Source organism: Winogradskyella forsetii, from assembly GCF_013394595.1.
GTDB lineage: Bacteria > Bacteroidota > Bacteroidia > Flavobacteriales > Flavobacteriaceae > Winogradskyella > Winogradskyella forsetii.
This window is the reverse complement of sequence record NZ_CP053348.1, coordinates 2,357,156-2,373,996: the sequence shown is the minus strand read 5'-3', so window position 1 is coordinate 2,373,996 and position 16,841 is coordinate 2,357,156. Positions and strand designations below refer to the sequence as shown.

The window sequence follows — 16,841 nt, the reverse complement described above, 5'->3', positions numbered from 1 at the left end:
CTCGGTCATGGTCTGAGTATCTTTAATTTATCATCTAAAATTCTTGTTTCCGAAATTAATCGCCCTTTCAGCTTTGGTGCTTTTACACCTTCATCAAATTCAACAAGACCTTTAAAAACCCTTGCTTCATCCCAAAGATTTTCATCAATAAACGTTTGAAGCATTTTTGCGCCACCTTCAATAATTACAGAGTTAATATTCCTCTTGTATAAAGTAGCAACAATTTGTTTTGCAATTGAATTCTTCAAATTCCAATCGATAAATTCCAAATTACAATTATTGCATCTTCCGACTTCGGTCATTTGTCTTTCTTCAATATTTTTCATGCTTCGTGCTTCCAACTTCGAGCTTAAAACAATCGTTTCAGCTTCATTATCAAACACCTTATAATCTTTACCCAACTTTAAATTCTTATCTAAAACCACTCTGATTGGATTGTGACCTGTCCAGTCCCTAACCGTTAAACTAGGATTGTCTTCAATAACTGTATTAGTTCCCACTAAAATCGCTTGTTCTTCAGCGCGCCACTTATGCACTAGTTGGCGCGAGTAATTGTTGGTAATCCAAACCGGCTTTTTTTCGTCCTTATGAATTGGTGCCATAAATCCATCAGCAGTTTCCGCCCATTTCAATATAATATAAGGACGCTTTTTATTGTGATAGGTAAAAAAACGTTTGTGGTGATTTTTACATGCTTCTTCCAAAACGCCAACAATCACATGGCAACCTGAAGCTTCGAGTTTAGCGATCCCTTTTCCGGAAACTTCAGGATTATCGTCCACACAGCCAATAACTACATTCGGAATTTTATGTGCTATAATTAAATCGCTACAAGGTGGTGTTTTTCCAAAATGACTACAAGGTTCCAGTGTAACGTAAAGCGTGCCTTTTGCTAAAAGCGTTTTGTCCTTCACTGAATTTATGGCATTCACTTCGGCATGATGGCCACCATATTCACTGGTAAACCCTTCGCCAATAATCGAATCCATGTAAACAATCACAGCACCAACCATAGGGTTAGGCCTTGTGCTTCCCAATCCGTTTTTGGCAATTTCCAAACAGCGCTTTATGTAGTTTTCGTGGGTTGTCAATTAGAGTTTTAGTTTTACATCCTGGATTTCATCAACTGTGTAGGTTGAGGAATAACCCATAATCTTATATTTTATTTCACCTTTGTAATGCACTTTTAGACTTTGGGAAAGTAAACTGCCTAATAAACTTCCCAGGTTTTTATCAGAGATTATACTATCGGTTGGTACGTTTACAGTGAGTGGAATTGTGAAATTTTCTCTTTTTGGGACATCGAATTCATCTGAAATCACAGAAGCCACCTGCAAATCATTGATGTAAACTTTTAAATCATCCGTTTTTAAAGTGCCGCCAATATCATTTTTATTTAGAAAAAAAGCATCTGCTTTAAGGGTAATGTTTTTAGAGTTAGAGTCAACGACTTGAATGTTATCGAGTTTAAGAAATTCGGGTTTTTCGGTTACCGAACAGTTGAAAAGTACTGTAAAAGTTAGGAAAAACATTAAGAATCTTTTAAACATAAAATTGTTTTTATATGTATTTTTGGATATGCAGGAAAATGTCATTTTCAGTTGTGGTCGCTGAGCGAAGTCGAAGCGACTAGAAATTTTTTAAAATTAAACCAGTGCGTAAAGATACTATTGTTATTCGAGAAATTGAAGCTAAGGACAACCCTAAAATTGCCAAGGCCATTCGTTCGGTTTTAGTGGAAATGGGAGCGCCAAAAGTTGGAACTGCTTATGAAGATACCGCTTTAGATCGCATGACGGAAACTTATGGCGCATCTAATAAGATTTATTTTGTAGTGGAAAAGAATGATGATATTATTGGAGGCGCAGGAATTGCGCCTTTAGATCATTACGATGGTAATGTGTGCGAATTGCAAAAAATGTATTTTATGCCAAAAGCTAGGGGAAAAGGTTTGGGAACTGAAATGATGGAAAAATGTCTTGAATTTGCCAAGCAAACTGGTTTTGACCAATGTTATTTAGAAACCTTACCCTATATGGACGATGCACGTAAATTATATAGAAAAGTAGGTTTTGAAAGTATTGAGAAGCCCATGGGAAATACGGGTCATTATTCCTGTACGGTTTGGATGCTAAAAGATTTGTGATTAAGGATGAAAAATTTTGGGCTTAGGCGTTTGTTAGTATTTTTATAAGAAATAGAAATGCTACAAAGTGAATAGTTTTAACTAAACCAATGTCCAAAATAATTGCTTATTGCTGTATAGAAATAATTTATGATAAATTTTAAGATTTGTTTATTTATAAACCCTATCTGTCTCTCGGTTATTTACAATCAAGTCTTGATTCTAGAATCTATAAGCGAGGCGGTCAAGAATCTATAATTAAAACAATTGAATATTAATAATGTTATTGAAAGACCTTCAAAATATATTTCATAAAGAACTAGATGCTATTTACGGTAAAGAAGAAGTGAACAGTTTTTTCTACTTGTGTACGGAACATTATCTAAATGTACTAAGAATTCAGTTAACCTTAGAGCCAGAATTCACAATCGCAAAACCTGAAACCGAAACCTTTTTTACGGTTTTGGAAGAATTAAAACAGCAAAAACCCATACAATATATACTAAGGGAAACGGAATTCTATGGATTACCTTTTAAAGTGAATGAGCACGTGCTGATTCCAAGACCTGAAACGGAAGAATTGGTCGATTTAATTATCAAATGTCATTCAGAGCGAAGCGAAGAATCTCAAATTAAGATCTTAGATATCGGAACTGGCTCTGGTTGCATTGCCATTTCATTGGCTAAATATTTGGTAAACGCACAGGTTTATGCTTTAGATGTAAGTATAGAGGCTTTGAAAGTGGCAAAAGAAAATGCTGAGCTCAATAACGTAAAAATCACATTTATTGAAGCTGATATTTTGAACGAATCTGCTTGGAATTTAGTTTTTAAAAATTTGGAACTTGATATCGTAGTGTCTAATCCGCCTTATGTCAGGGAACTGGAAAAGCAAGAGATAAAACCTAACGTTTTGGATAACGAACCACATTTGGCGTTGTTTGTAAAAGATGATAATCCATTAGTATTTTATAAAGCGATTACCAACTTTGCTAAGGAAAATCTAAAAGAAAACGGTCAGTTATATTTTGAAATTAATCAATATCTTGGAAAAGAAACCAGGCAGTTATTAGATGATGCTGATTTTAAAGTTGTTGATTTAATTAAGGATTTGAATGGAAATTATAGAATGTTGAAGGGGAAGAGGAATTAAAAGATTAATGCATAAATAATAATAGTTTCATAGAAATTCATAATGACAGCAAAACAAAAAATAGAAACCTTAAGGGAAGAACTACGTCAGCACAACTACAATTACTACATTTTAGATGAGGCGACGATTAGCGATTACGAATTCGATATAAAACTAAAGGAACTTCAAGCTCTGGAGGAGCAGCATCCTGAATTTTTCGATGCCAATTCGCCAACACAACGCGTTGGTGGTACAATTACCAAGAATTTTAAAACAACGGTTCACGATTTTAGAATGTATTCCTTGGATAATTCCTATTCCAAAGAAGATTTGTTGGATTGGGAAACCAGAATTAAAAAAATGGTCGATGGTGAGGTCAATTATACCTGCGAGCTGAAGTACGATGGCGCTTCCATGAACCTTACTTACGAGAATGGTAAATTATTAAGAGCAGTCACACGAGGCGATGGTGTACAAGGTGATGAAGTCACAGCGAACCTGAAAACTATAAATACGGTACCGTTACAGTTAAAGGGCGAGTATCCCGAACGGTTTGATATAAGGGGAGAGGTTATTCTGCCCATTGAAGGCTTCTTAAAAATGAACGAAGAACGCATTGCGAATGACGAAGAGCCTTACCGAAATCCGAGAAATACAGCGTCAGGAAGTTTAAAATTACAAGATAGCGCTGAGGTGGCAAAACGACCGTTGGAATTTTTAATGTATAGTATAAAAGGAAATAACTTAACTATTGAATCCCAATTCGAAGGTTTGGAAAAAGCCAGGGTTTGGGGATTTAAAGTGCCACCAGAAGCCAAATTGGTAAAATCGATTGATGCCGTTTTGGAGTACATTAATTATTGGGACGAGCACAGACACAATCTACCTTACGAAATTGATGGCGTAGTGGTTAAGGTCAATAATCTATACCAACAAGATGAATTGGGTTTTACCTCAAAAGCACCACGTTGGGCAATGGCTTATAAGTTTAAGGCCGAACAAGTTTCTACACGATTAAACGAAATAACCTATCAAGTTGGGAGAACAGGAGCGATAACACCAGTAGCTAATTTAGAACCTGTGCAATTAGCAGGAACTACGGTAAAACGTGCATCACTGCATAATGCGGATCAAATTGAAAAGTTGGATATAAGGGAAGGAGACGAGGTATTTGTAGAAAAAGGAGGAGAAATAATTCCGAAGATCATTGCAGTTGATTTAGCTAAACGTCCAGAAGATTCAACCCCAACACAATATATTAGCCATTGTCCAGAATGTGATACAGAGCTCGTTAGGCTAGAGGGCGAAGCGAAACATTATTGTCCTAATTATAATGGTTGTCCACCACAAGTCGTTGGAAGGATTCAACATTACATATCCAGAAAAGCGATGGATATTGATGGTTTGGGTGGCGAGACCGTTGCTTTATTAGTTAAGGAAGGTTTGATTACTAATTATTCAGATTTATATGAATTAACGGTAGAACAAGTCATTCCACTAGAACGCATGGCAGCAAAAAGTGCAGAGAACTTAATTAATGGTATTGAAGCGTCAAAACAAATTCCGTTTGAACGTGTATTGTTCGCATTGGGTATTCGGTATGTTGGCGAAACGGTTGCTAAAAAACTGACAAAGCACTATAAATCTATTGATGCTTTAATGTTTGCGTCCTTATTAGATTTGGTTACCGTTGATGAAATAGGAGAGCGGATCGCCGAAAGTGTTGTGGAATTTTTTAGTTCGGAAGAAAATAAGCAAATAATAGAGCGCTTAAAGTCATTTGGTGTTCAACTGGAAATTTCAGCAGAGAAATTAGCCAACCAAACTGATAAGTTGAAAGGACAGACCTTTGTGGTTTCAGGTGTTTTTGAAAGCATATCCCGCAATGAACTCAAAAAAATGATAGAAGATAATGGCGGAAAAGTATCCTCATCTATCTCAGCTAAAACATCTTATGTCGTTGCAGGCGATAAAATGGGGCCTAGTAAGCGAACAAAGGCAGAAAATTTGAATATTCCGATACTGTCTGAAATAGAGTTTTTATCGAAAATGAAATAAATTCTTACATAAAAACCTATATATATTCGATAAAATGCATAATTTTTACGTTAAAGTGTAAAAAAATTGTTTATATTTGCTTCGTTAATAAGGGAATAATTAATGTTAGTAAGTAAAATTTTAAAAGTAGTATTATTGCTGCTAGGGATTGTTTACGTTGTACTTCAAGGTTTAGCTTTAGAAGTAGAAGGTGCAGTCTTAAGTGCAGTGCTATTGGTTTTGCTTACATGGCTTTACATTAGCTGGACTAAGCATAAATCAAAATTATTCTTTTTGTTTTTGATAACCTTTTCATTAGGCCAAATAGTAAGTGCCATAGCATGGTTTATGCCAGATATTAAGGAAGGTCAAATAGATTATTTATACTATGCGGCGAATATCTTATATATAATTTCTTATGCTGTGCTCATTTTTAAGATGTTGAAACAATTAAACTTGAAAGCGGTGTTCTCTGAACTGACCATTCCTATAATAGTATTGGTAGTGTTGGATGTTTTTTGCGTTTCGTTAATTTCAAATACGACGGAAAATATGTTTTCATATTATCAATATGCTTTGGAGTATACGTATAATGCCGTTATTATGACCTTATTATCATTGGCCTTAATTGACTATATGTATAGAAATAACAATAAGTCAATGTTGTTTTTAATTGGGTCTATTTTTATGGTATTTTCAGAAATCATTCAACTCGCATATTTCTATGTACTAAGCGATGATAGTTTAGGCTTTGTGTATTCTATATTATTGGTTGTGGCCTTTGTCTTTTTCTATATGCAATCACAATACAAAGTTACAGATCCGGTTGAGCCCTATGCAGATGAGCCTCTAGAGGTTTAGAAATTTAATGCAAAGCACATTTGTTTTTGCTTTTTTCAAAAGGGGCTAAACAATAATCGAAGCACCATCGGCTTTTACCTTTTTTCCAGGTTCAAAATAAAAATCAACTCTCCCGAGATATAACCCATATGCACCAACTTGGTTCACCAATACATTTTTTCCTATACTATTTTTTTCTATGGTAGGCTTTGGTAAAAAGGTATGTGTGTGTCCACCAATAATTAAGTCAATGTCTTTTGTGGCTCTTGCTAAGTTGATATCGCTCACTACATCTGGCATACTCTTGTAGTAATAACCGATATGGGATAAACATATCACCAAATCGCAACCTTGCTCTTCTTTTAAAATACGGGACATATCTTGTGCTTTTTCAATTGGGTCTTGGTAAACGGTTTCCTTGTACAAGTTTTTATCCACTAAGCCTTCGAGCTTAACGCCTAAACCAAAAATGCCAATTTTAATACCATCTTTAATAATGATTTTATAAGGCTTCACATGGGTATCCATTACCGTATTTGAGAAATCGTAGTTTGCTGAAACAAATTCGAAATCGGCATGTGGCATTTGGGCATATAGTCCGTCAATACCATTATCAAAATCGTGATTACCAATGGTGGCCAAATCATATTTTAGCATACTCATCAGTTTAAATTCTAATTCGCCACCATAAAAATTAAAATAAGGGGTGCCTTGAAAAATATCTCCTGCATCCAATAACAAGGTATTAGGATTCTCCTCTCTAATTGATTCTACCAAAGTAGCGCGTCTCGCCACGCCACCTTTATTGGCATTTCTGCTATCATCTGGCCCAAAAGGATCAATATGGCTGTGTACGTCATTGGTATGTAGAATGGTTATTTTCTTTGGTTTTGAAGGACTAAAAGATTGTAAGCTCAGTCCGCCAACACTGGCTAAAACGGTTGCAGCCGTTGATTTTTGTATAAATTGTCTTCTTTTCATTTAAAATTTAATTTTCATTTACACCAAGGTAGAAATGTTTTCTATTAATTATTTAATTGAATAAAACGGTCGTCCCGTTTAGCGTGTAAGGTGTTTTTCTTCTTAAAATTATCGATTAATACATCTCTTATTTTATAGTTCAATACTTGCACTCCCTCGTTAGGATGAAAAAAGACCATGCCATCACCACCATTATACAGATAATCATTGGTAGCCACATAATAGATTTTCGATTCGTCAATTGGTTCGCCATGAATCGTTGCAGATTTAACACTACCATTTTTATTCAATATCAATTGAAACTGGTTAGAAACAGGATGCGCACGTTTCGCTTTAGAGAGATAATCTATCATCTCATTAATTTGCGAGCCTTTTAAGCCTGCCACGACTATAGAGTTTTCAAAAGGCATGACTTGGTAAGCGGTTCTAATAGTTACATTTCCTTTTGATATGGTGGCACGAATACCGCCATGGTTAAACAGTACAAAATCAATATTCTTTCCTGTTCGTTTATTAAAAATAGGATTTCCTTCTTCAAAAATGGCATCTGCCATAAGGTTTCCTATGGCTGTATTGTAGTCGCCATCAGATTTAGAATAGGTTTCTGGAGCATAAGAAATGATGCTATCCATATTTTTATTGATATGCTCTCTATAGGGTTTAATAAAATTTTCAACCGTTTGATCGGGCTTAATGTTTTCGTCTATATCAATTCTTTTGCCTTCAATTTTTGAGATTTTTGTCGATGCACAAGAAAAGATGAGCAATAAAAAACAGAGTTTTAAAACATGTTTAATAGTCATTGAATAACTTATAAGGAGTTTATATTAAAATATGGGTGCTTTTGTTAAATTTGCACAAAGGCTAAAGATAAATGATTTTAAAAGCATTTAAGGAAAAATCAAATCGAAAATATGTCAACAAATTGTTGGCAGAACGTCAACCTTCTGTTAACAACGGTAAAATTAAGACGGTTGCGGTATTGCTTAATGCTAGTGAGTTTCATGAATTTGAGGTGTTTAGGGTATATTTCAAAACTTTGAACTTAACGTCTCCAAAGCACAAAATTGTGGCGTTTACCATGGACGATAAGTTGGAACATAACAAGTGGAACGCCCATTTTAGTCCAAAGGATTTTGGATGGAACGGGAAAATAAAAAACCTAGATCTAGAAGCGTTTATCAATGAGCCTTATGATATGTTGGTTTGTTTCTTTAAAAATCCGGTTTTACAATTAGATCTCATTACAGCCGCATCCAAAGCTAATTTAAAAGTGGGCATATCGGCAGAACATGAACGCTTTTACGATTTAATAATTGATGTTGAATTAAAGGATATCAATATTTTTAAAGAAGAATTAAAAAAATATTTAAACATTCTAAAAAAATTATAATGACCAAATTTATAGGAACAGGCGTCGCATTGATTACACCGTTTAACGCAGATTTAAGTATCGATTTTGATGCTTTGGAGCGTTTAGTGGAATATAATATAGCAAACGGAACCGATTATTTAGTGATAAGTGGTACCACAGGCGAAAGTGTCACAGTTACTCCTGACGAGAAAAAGGAATTGATCACTTTTATTGCTAAGGTAAATAAAGGACGATTACCATTGGTGTTGGGCATAGGAGGAAACCATACAGCAAATGTGGTCAGTGAAATTAAAGCCACGGACTTTTCAGCCATAGATGGAATTCTATCGGTATCTCCATATTACAGTAAACCAACACAGGAAGGCATTTATCAACATTTTAAAGCTATTGCAGAAGTATCGCCAAAACCGATTATTTTGTACAACGTTCCAGGTCGTACATCATCTAATATGTTGCCAACAACCACGCTGAGGTTGGCAAACGATTTCGATAATATCGTGGCTGTAAAGGAAGCCGGTAACAATGTGCATCAATATTTAGAATTATTGAGAACCAAACCCAAAGATTTTTTAATCTTATCTGGAGACGATGATTTAGCTTTGGGTGTAGCATTGGCTGGAGGTTCAGGCGTAATTTCTGTAATTGGGCAAGCACTGCCAAAGGAGTTTTCTGAAATGATAAGATTAGGTATTGCACGGAAAGCAAAAGAAGCTTATGATATTCATTTTAAGTTAATGCCTATAACCGGAATGATATTTTCAGAAAACAATCCTTCAGGTATCAAAGCTGTTCTGTCTGCATTGGGAATTTCTAAACCCCATGTACGTTTACCATTGGTTGAAGCTACAGATCAACTAAAAGAAAGGATCAAATCCGAAATAAAAACTCTTGGTAAAAGTTAAACTTTATATAAATAGGTTTTCAGCCTCCTCACAAGACTTAATTTAGCATAAAATAATTGTTTTTAAAATCCGTTAATAATGCTTACTTTTGCATTCTGTTTAAAATTTATGAAATGAGCTTACTACATAGTTTCAATAAGAAACTAAAAACTTTATAGCGAATTCCATCTGACAGATGAAAAAGAAAATAATGTGACCAGATGAAAAAAGGACTTTACATACTATTTATCAGCATGCTATTCGTTTCTTGTAGCAAATTTCAGAAAACATTGAAATCTGATGATACTGCAGCAAAGTTTCAAATGGCAACTGAACTATACGACGCAGAAAAGTATAAAAAATCATTTAGGTTAGCAGATCAAATCCTTCAGCAATACAGAGGAAAACCACAGGCCGAAAAATTGACCTATATCCACGCCATGTGTTCCTATTATTTGGGAGATTATTACATTGCAAGTTATCACTTAGATAAATTTACGGACGTTTATCCTCAGAGTGAAAAAGCTGAGGAGGCCTCATTTTTAGCAGCTAAAGGTTATTATTTTAATTCACCCGTATATTCGAAAGAGCAGAAAGAAACGGTTGAAGCCATTGAAAAATTACAGTTGTTTATAAATGAGTATCCTAATTCACAATATTTGTCGGAAGCAAATACCTTAGTAAAGGAATTGGATTTTAAGCTGGAGAAAAAATCATTTGAAATAGCAAAGCAATACGGTTTAATTTCAGATTATAAGGCTTCAATTAAATCTTTTAATAACTTTTTACTAGAATTCCCAGGGGCATCTTTAAGAGGAGAAGCCTTTTATTATAGATTTGAGGCCGCTTATAACCTGGCTATTTTAAGTGTGGATTATTTAAAGGAAGAAAGATTAAAAGAAGCTTTAGGTTATTATGAAGCTTTACAAAAAGGCTATCCGAATTCCGAACATTTGGAAGAGGCTACCGTATTAAAAGAACAATTACAACAAGAATTAAATACGTTTACTACTAAAAGTTAAACATTATATTATTATGATGGATTTAAAAAAAACAGATGCACCAGTAAGTACAATAACTTACAACAGAAACGAAATTGATGCGCCTACAGATAATATCTATGAAGCGATATCTGTAATTTCTAGACGTGCAGAGCAAATCAATACAGACATAAGACGTGAGTTAATTGACAAGCTTGAAGAGTTTGCAACATACAACGATAGTCTGGAGGAAATTTTTGAAAACAAAGAACAAATTGAAGTGTCTAAGTTTTATGAGAAATTACCAAAACCACACTCTCTGGCAGTGAAAGAATGGTTGGATGATAAAATTTATCATAGAAATACGGATGATCCTCAGCCATAAACCTTAGATGTCTATTCTAAAGGATAAAAATATTTTATTAGGCATTACTGCTGGTATTGCCGCATATAAATCTGCTAACTTAGTAAGATTATTCATTAAAGCAGGCGCAAACATCAAAGTGGTGATGACGCCTGCTTCTAAGGATTTTATAACACCACTCACACTTTCTACCCTTTCTAAAAACCCTGTCTATTCCTCATTTGTAGATGAAGAAGACCTGCCTGCCGATAGGCATGGTGATAACCCAGTTTGGAACAACCATGTTGATTTAGGCCTTTGGGCAGATTACTTTGTGATTGCGCCAGCTACAGCCAATACCATGGCAAAGATGGCGAATGGTGTTTGTGATAATATATTATTGGCAACCTACCTTTCTGCGAAATGTCCCGTTTATTTTGCACCTGCCATGGACTTGGATATGTACAAGCACGAATCCACAAAAGCGTCATTTGAAAAATTAGCTTCCTATGGAAATCAGCTCATTCCGGCAGGAACAGGAGAACTCGCAAGTGGTTTAGTAGGTGAGGGTAGAATGGCAGAGCCAGAAGATATCGTAAGTTTTATTGAAAACGATATTTTGAACCAATTACCATTAAAAGGTAAGCGTGTGCTAATAACAGCCGGCCCAACTTATGAGGCTTTGGATCCTGTGCGTTTTATAGGAAATCATTCCAGTGGAAAAATGGGATTTGAAATCGCTAAGGCAGCTTCAAATTTTGGTGCTGAGGTAATTTTGGTGACTGGTCCAACGCATCAAAAGATAGCACATAATTTCGTTACGGTTAAACCTGTGGTGAGTGCAGAAGAGATGTACAATGAGGTTCATAGGCATTTTAAATCAGTTGACATCGCTATTCTTTCAGCAGCTGTTGCAGATTATAGACCAAAGAATGTGGCAGATCAGAAAATAAAAAAGAAAGATGCGACGTTTACTATTGAGTTAGAAAAGACAAAAGATATTTTAAAATCCCTTGGCGAGATAAAATCCCATCAGTTTTTAGTGGGTTTTGCATTAGAAACCAATAACGAATTAGAACATGCCAAAGGTAAACTGGAATCCAAGAATTTAGACCTCATTGTGTTAAATTCTCTTCAAGATAAAGGTGCTGGTTTTGGAGTATCAACAAATAAAGTTACATTTATAACGTCTGCTAACGTTATTATTGAAAATGAATTAAAGTCAAAAGCGGAAGTCGCTAAAGATTTAATGCAACTTATACTAAAACAAACCCATGCGTAAACTATTTCTTTTATTTGCTCTATTATTAACAACCGTAGGATTTTCACAAGAGTTGAATTGCACGGTAGCCGTTATTGCGCAACAAACGGGAAATGAAAACAATGTTGTTTTCAAAACATTGGAAAATCAACTTAATGAGTTCATTAATAATACAAAATGGACAGGAAAGAATTTTGGGGCACAAGAGCGTATTAATTGCAATATGGTCATTAATGTCAATGACTATAATAACGATTCATTTTCGGCCTCACTGCAAGTTTCATCGTCTCGACCAGTTTTTAATTCCACATACAGTTCGCCTGTGTATAATTATAATGATCGGAATTTCAATTTTCAGTACTTGGAATTTCAGAATTTAGTTTATAATGATAATCAATTCGAATCCAACCTCATTTCCGTTTTAGCATTTCATGTTTATATGATATTAGGAATGGATGCTGATAGCTTTGAGCTTAATGGAGGAGACGACTATTTTGAGCAGGCACAAACGATTGCTAGTTATTCACAACAGCTCAACGGGCAAGGTTGGAAACTGGAAGATGGATTGCAATCGCGTTTCGCATTAATCGATAATCTAATGTCACCATCGTTCAAAGATTTGAGAACAACCATGTACAAATATCATATTGAAGGCATGGATGTTATGAATGAGGGCGCAAAAGAAGGAAAGATGAAAATAATCGCTGCATTGGATGAATTACAAAAAGTACATCGTGTGCGTCCAAATTCTTATGTAATGCGTGTGTTTTTTGATGCTAAAGCGGATGAAATCATGGAAATTCTATCTGGTGGCCCAAGTGTTAACATTACAGAGGCGACAGATATTTTAAATAAAGTTGCTCCAATGCATTCGCAGAAGTGGCGGAATATTAAGTATTAAGTTTTCTGAATGACTATAAAATTTTAATAATTCACTTCTTTGAAAGTTATAGTGTTGATAATCAACTATATTTTCAGTTAACATTATCTTGATACTAAATCCAAGGGCGCTAGTATAATTTTTTTCTTCATATATAGTTTTAAAGGCTTAATCACTTAAATTTGTAGTACTAAATTATAGATTTTTGCTCACATCACTTTACATAAAGAATTACGCACTCATCGATGAGTTAAACGTCGCATTTAATAATGGATTAACTATTATTACGGGCGAAACAGGTGCTGGAAAATCCATTTTACTAGGAGGCTTATCTTTAGTTTTGGGCAAACGTGCCGATTTAAGTCAGGTGAAAAATACCGATGAAAAATGTATAATTGAAGCTGTTTTTGATATTGCCAATTATGATTTAAAAGGATTATTTAAATCCTTGGATTTGGATTACGATATACAAACTATTATACGACGTGAAATCTTACCATCCGGTAAATCCCGAGCTTTTATAAATGATACACCTGTAACTTTAGAAAATCTTGTAGCTTTGAGTAGTTACCTCATTGATATTCACTCGCAACACCAAACACAGCAATTAACCCAAGACGATTATCAGTTTAAGGTCATTGATGCTTTGGCTGAGAATAAATCGAATTTAGAAGCCTTCTCAAAAGGGTTAATAGACTATAAGTCACTTCAAAAATCATTGGAAGAATTAAACCTTTCAAAGTCAGAATTAATAAAGGAATACGATTATAATTTGTTTTTATTCAATGAGTTGAATGAAATCAATTTAGAAAAAATAAATCTAGAAGATTTAGAAGCCCAATACGAAGAACTCAATAATGTAGAAGTTATAAGTGAAAAGCTAAGTAGCACAAAATCAATATTGAATACTGAAGATATTGGAGCGATAGAACAATTGAAAACGGCAAAACAAGAATTATCTAAAATTGCTGGTTTTGGAAAACCTTATGAGGCTTTAAAAGAGCGCATTTTTAGTGTTGGTATTGAACTCGACGATATTTTAATTGAATTGGATAATTTAGAAGATAACTTATCTTCAGATCCTCAAGAACTAGAACGGATTAACGGCCAGCTCCAAATCTTAAATAATTTATTTCAAAAGCATTCGGTTTCAGAAATTGAAGAATTGATTGCAATTAAAACCGATTTACAATCAAAAATTGATAATACTGAAAGTTTAGATGCCACTATAGCGCTTAAAGAACAAGAGATTTTAAAAGAGAAAGAAGAGCTCAATAAAATAGCTTTAAAAATTCATGATAAAAGAAAAAAGGTGATTCCAGTTTTCGTTTCAAAATTAGAAACTATACTTTCAGATTTAGGCATGCCAAATGCTAAATTTAAAATTCAATTAGAAGCGACGGATCAATTTCTGAAAAACGGTAAAGACAACTTGCAGTTTTTGCTCATGGCGAATAAAGGTTCAAGTTTTAATGAACTGAAAAAATCAGCTTCAGGAGGCGAATTATCCCGTATTATGCTAGCCATAAAATCCATATTAGCAGAATATATTCAATTACCTTCCATTATGTTCGATGAAATTGATACAGGAGTTTCTGGGGAAATTTCGAACAAAATGGGTGAAATAATGAAGAAAATGAGCACTAAAATGCAAGTGTTTACAATTACCCATTTACCACAAATAGCAGCTAAGGGGAATACACACTTTAAAGTTTTTAAAACTGATATTAAGGATGTCACCCATACACAGCTTAAAAAATTAAATGAAGACGAACGTATTGTGGAGATTGCGCAAATGCTTGGTGGATTGGATATTACGGATTCTGCTATGGCACATGCCAGACAACTATTAAACTGAAACGTTGTTAAGTTTGATTTCAGTTTCAGTTTTCAGTTATCTTATATTCCTTCATCAAATAATTAGTTCCGAAATTTTATTATTGAGTGAATTAATAAAGCGTATTGCACTTAGATATTTATATTATGATGGTTCGTTAATCCTGAATTAGCGATGCCGCGATGGAAACTTTTTTGATAAATCAATAATCGTAAATAAATGTAATTAAGAGATAATCTATAAATTGTGTTGTGGCTTTTTTTTATCTTGTTAAAAAAATAATGAATGAAGCGCTTTGCATTTATCGTAATATTGTCTTCGGTTTTCTTCTTAAATTCTCAAATATATTTTACTAACCAATCTAATATGGTTGGTATTTCAGATAATACAGGAGTCGTATCTCAGGGTGGAGGTGTAAGTTTTGTAGATTACGATAATGATGGTTGGGACGACATAACACTTGGCACTGGAAATGGAATAACGATTCAATTCTATAAAAATTATAATGGTTTTTTTGTACAAGAATCTCTACTACCTGTCGACTTGAATTTTCAAAATAAGTCCGTAATTTGGGTGGATTTTGACAATGATGGTGATAAGGACTTATTCGTAACAAGTCAAACCGATGGAAATCGACTTTTTGAGAGACTCAGCGATAACTCATTAGTTGATATAACTGTTTCGGCCGGATTCGTATTAGAGAACATGTACACTTTTGGTGCCTCTTGGGGAGACATCAATAATGATGGTTGTATAGATGTTTATCTATCAAACTATAAAGAAAACACGACCATAACCAACTATTTGTATCAAAGTAATTGTGATGGTACGTTCACAGAAGTCACAAATGAAGTTGGCCTAGCCAATATAGCAGCATTGACATTTTGTTCAGGTTTTTTTGATTTTAACAATGATGGTTGGCAAGATTTATATATTGCTAATGATAAAGTAAAACAAAACCACTTATACAAAAACAATGGCGATGGGACATTTACGGATGTTAGTGAATCTTCTGGAACGGATCTAATTATCGATGCCATGTCAGTAACCATAGACGATTTTAATTCTGATGGTTTTTTGGATATATTTATGACGAACACACCAAATAATGAAGCCACGACAATTGGTAGTACCGTTTTGCTAAAGAATAATGGCGACGAAACGTTTACTAATATTTCAGAAAATTCAGGTGCACAATTAAATAGCTGGTCTTGGGGATCAAACTTTATTGATGCAGAAAATGATGGTGATCTAGATTTGTATATAAGCTGCTCTTATGACGGAAGTAACGGATTTCCGTCCTATGGTTTTTATGAAAATATAGAGGGCGATAATTTCATTAATTTAGTTAATTCTGGATTTGATAATGCTGTAAGTAGTTTTTCTTCTGCTATCGGTGATACTAACAATGATGGCTTAATTGACATTGTGGTAAATAATAATAATTACGCTCCTTTTGTTTGGAATAACCAAACATCGACTGTTAATAATCATGTTAAAGTAAAATTAATCGGCACAGAATCCAATCGCGATGCCATTGGCTCAAAGATAGAAATTTATGCTGGCGATAGTGTGCAATACCGTTATATGATGTGCGGCGAAGGTTATTTAAGCCAAAATTCTCTTGTGCAAACTATTGGCATTAATGAAGCTACATCTATAGATTATATTAAAGTTACTTGGCTTAGTGGCATTGAAGATATTGTATATAATGTCACACCAAATGAGTTGGTAACAATTATTGAAGGAAGTACTTTATCTGTAAACGAATTTGGTAATGTGATTTCGGTAAATTATAAAAACCCGATTGATGATTTAGTTCGAATCAATACTTCTCATTTAGTTGAAAAGGTAACTTTGATCAGTAGCACAGGAACTTTACTATTTGAAAAATCTGTTAGGACAAAACAAGTGGAATTTAATCTTCAGGGTATTCAGTCAGGTATCTATTTCTGTAGTTTGAAATTTGGTAACAATCAAATTAATCTTATAAAATTAATTAAACACTGAAAAAAATTTATCATTCGATAAAAATTTTAACGCTTCTCAGAGCTTTTTTAATGTAGCCATTAACTGGCAGTTTTTTTAATTAATAATGTTGAACTTTTATCGACGTTTTCTACGCTTGAACGATTTGAAGGTTAAAGCTAATTTTATTTTAAATAATTA

Annotated in this window: 16 protein-coding genes; 12 read left to right on the top strand and 4 right to left on the bottom strand. The window is 34.2% G+C overall.

The features are described from left to right. Positions 1–5: 5 nt before the first annotated feature. Entirely contained in the window at positions 6–1,091 is a 1,086-nt protein-coding gene (ribD, locus tag HM987_RS10200; protein ID WP_179007755.1) for a bifunctional diaminohydroxyphosphoribosylaminopyrimidine deaminase/5-amino-6-(5-phosphoribosylamino)uracil reductase RibD, read from the bottom strand. Next, positions 1,092–1,550, bottom strand: a complete 459-nt coding sequence (locus HM987_RS10195) for an LEA type 2 family protein (RefSeq protein WP_229724367.1) — start codon at positions 1,548–1,550, stop codon at positions 1,092–1,094. A gap of 104 nt (positions 1,551–1,654) precedes the next feature. Between HM987_RS10195 and HM987_RS10190 the strand changes: the two genes are divergently transcribed. The 4 genes from HM987_RS10190 to HM987_RS10175 all read left to right on the top strand — a co-directional run bounded on the left by HM987_RS10190 (position 1,655) and on the right by HM987_RS10175 (position 6,155). After that, positions 1,655–2,146 (top strand): GNAT family N-acetyltransferase, encoded by a 492-nt coding sequence (locus HM987_RS10190; protein WP_179007754.1) that lies wholly within the window; start codon positions 1,655–1,657, stop codon positions 2,144–2,146. Between the two features lie 259 nt (positions 2,147–2,405). Further along, positions 2,406–3,278 carry a peptide chain release factor N(5)-glutamine methyltransferase gene (prmC, locus tag HM987_RS10185; protein WP_179007753.1) on the top strand — a complete coding sequence of 291 codons (873 nt, stop codon included), beginning with the start codon at positions 2,406–2,408 and terminating at the stop codon, positions 3,276–3,278. Positions 3,279–3,320: 42 nt separating this feature from the next. Beyond that, on the top strand, positions 3,321–5,315 hold the full coding sequence (gene ligA, locus HM987_RS10180) for an NAD-dependent DNA ligase LigA (protein ID WP_179007752.1): 1,995 nt from the start codon (positions 3,321–3,323) through the stop codon (positions 5,313–5,315). A 102-nt stretch (positions 5,316–5,417) separates the two neighbouring features. Next, positions 5,418–6,155, top strand: a complete 738-nt coding sequence (locus HM987_RS10175; protein WP_179007751.1) for a hypothetical protein — start codon at positions 5,418–5,420, stop codon at positions 6,153–6,155. A 45-nt stretch (positions 6,156–6,200) separates the two neighbouring features. Here the strand turns inward: HM987_RS10175 and HM987_RS10170 are convergent, their stop codons facing one another. Then, positions 6,201–7,115: a metallophosphatase gene (locus tag HM987_RS10170; protein WP_179007750.1), complete on the bottom strand. Its 915-nt coding sequence runs from the start codon at positions 7,113–7,115 to the stop codon at positions 6,201–6,203. Positions 7,116–7,159: 44 nt separating this feature from the next. Continuing rightward, positions 7,160–7,918, bottom strand: a complete 759-nt coding sequence (locus HM987_RS10165) for a 5'-nucleotidase C-terminal domain-containing protein (RefSeq protein ID WP_179007749.1) — start codon at positions 7,916–7,918, stop codon at positions 7,160–7,162. A gap of 71 nt (positions 7,919–7,989) precedes the next feature. On the opposite strand from HM987_RS10165, the gene HM987_RS10160 reads away from it, so the two are divergent. The 8 genes from HM987_RS10160 to HM987_RS10125 all read left to right on the top strand — a co-directional run bounded on the left by HM987_RS10160 (position 7,990) and on the right by HM987_RS10125 (position 16,682). Continuing rightward, a complete protein-coding gene (locus HM987_RS10160; RefSeq protein WP_179007748.1) occupies positions 7,990–8,508 on the top strand; it encodes a DUF6913 domain-containing protein in 519 nt (172 codons plus the stop codon). Beyond that, positions 8,508–9,392, top strand: a complete 885-nt coding sequence (dapA, locus tag HM987_RS10155) for a 4-hydroxy-tetrahydrodipicolinate synthase (protein ID WP_179007747.1) — start codon at positions 8,508–8,510, stop codon at positions 9,390–9,392. Before HM987_RS10160 ends, dapA begins: the two co-directional genes overlap by 1 nt. A 200-nt stretch (positions 9,393–9,592) precedes the next feature. Beyond that, positions 9,593–10,393 (top strand): outer membrane protein assembly factor BamD, encoded by an 801-nt coding sequence (locus tag HM987_RS10150; RefSeq protein WP_179007745.1) that lies wholly within the window; start codon positions 9,593–9,595, stop codon positions 10,391–10,393. A 16-nt stretch (positions 10,394–10,409) separates the two neighbouring features. Then, positions 10,410–10,736: a DNA-directed RNA polymerase subunit omega gene (locus HM987_RS10145; RefSeq protein WP_178991867.1), complete on the top strand. Its 327-nt coding sequence runs from the start codon at positions 10,410–10,412 to the stop codon at positions 10,734–10,736. A gap of 7 nt (positions 10,737–10,743) precedes the next feature. Next, positions 10,744–11,976 carry a bifunctional phosphopantothenoylcysteine decarboxylase/phosphopantothenate--cysteine ligase CoaBC gene (gene coaBC, locus HM987_RS10140; RefSeq protein WP_179007744.1) on the top strand — a complete coding sequence of 411 codons (1,233 nt, stop codon included), beginning with the start codon at positions 10,744–10,746 and terminating at the stop codon, positions 11,974–11,976. Continuing rightward, positions 11,969–12,856 carry a type IX secretion system protein PorD gene (gene porD, locus HM987_RS10135; RefSeq protein WP_179007742.1) on the top strand — a complete coding sequence of 296 codons (888 nt, stop codon included), beginning with the start codon at positions 11,969–11,971 and terminating at the stop codon, positions 12,854–12,856. The genes coaBC and porD overlap by 8 nt, the downstream gene beginning before the upstream one ends. 184 nt (positions 12,857–13,040) lie before the next feature. Continuing rightward, positions 13,041–14,693 (top strand): DNA repair protein RecN, encoded by a 1,653-nt coding sequence (gene recN, locus HM987_RS10130; RefSeq protein WP_179007741.1) that lies wholly within the window; start codon positions 13,041–13,043, stop codon positions 14,691–14,693. Positions 14,694–14,957: 264 nt separating this feature from the next. Next, complete coding sequence (locus tag HM987_RS10125; RefSeq protein WP_179007739.1) at positions 14,958–16,682, top strand: CRTAC1 family protein; 1,725 nt, start codon at positions 14,958–14,960, stop codon at positions 16,680–16,682. Positions 16,683–16,841 lie beyond the last annotated feature (159 nt).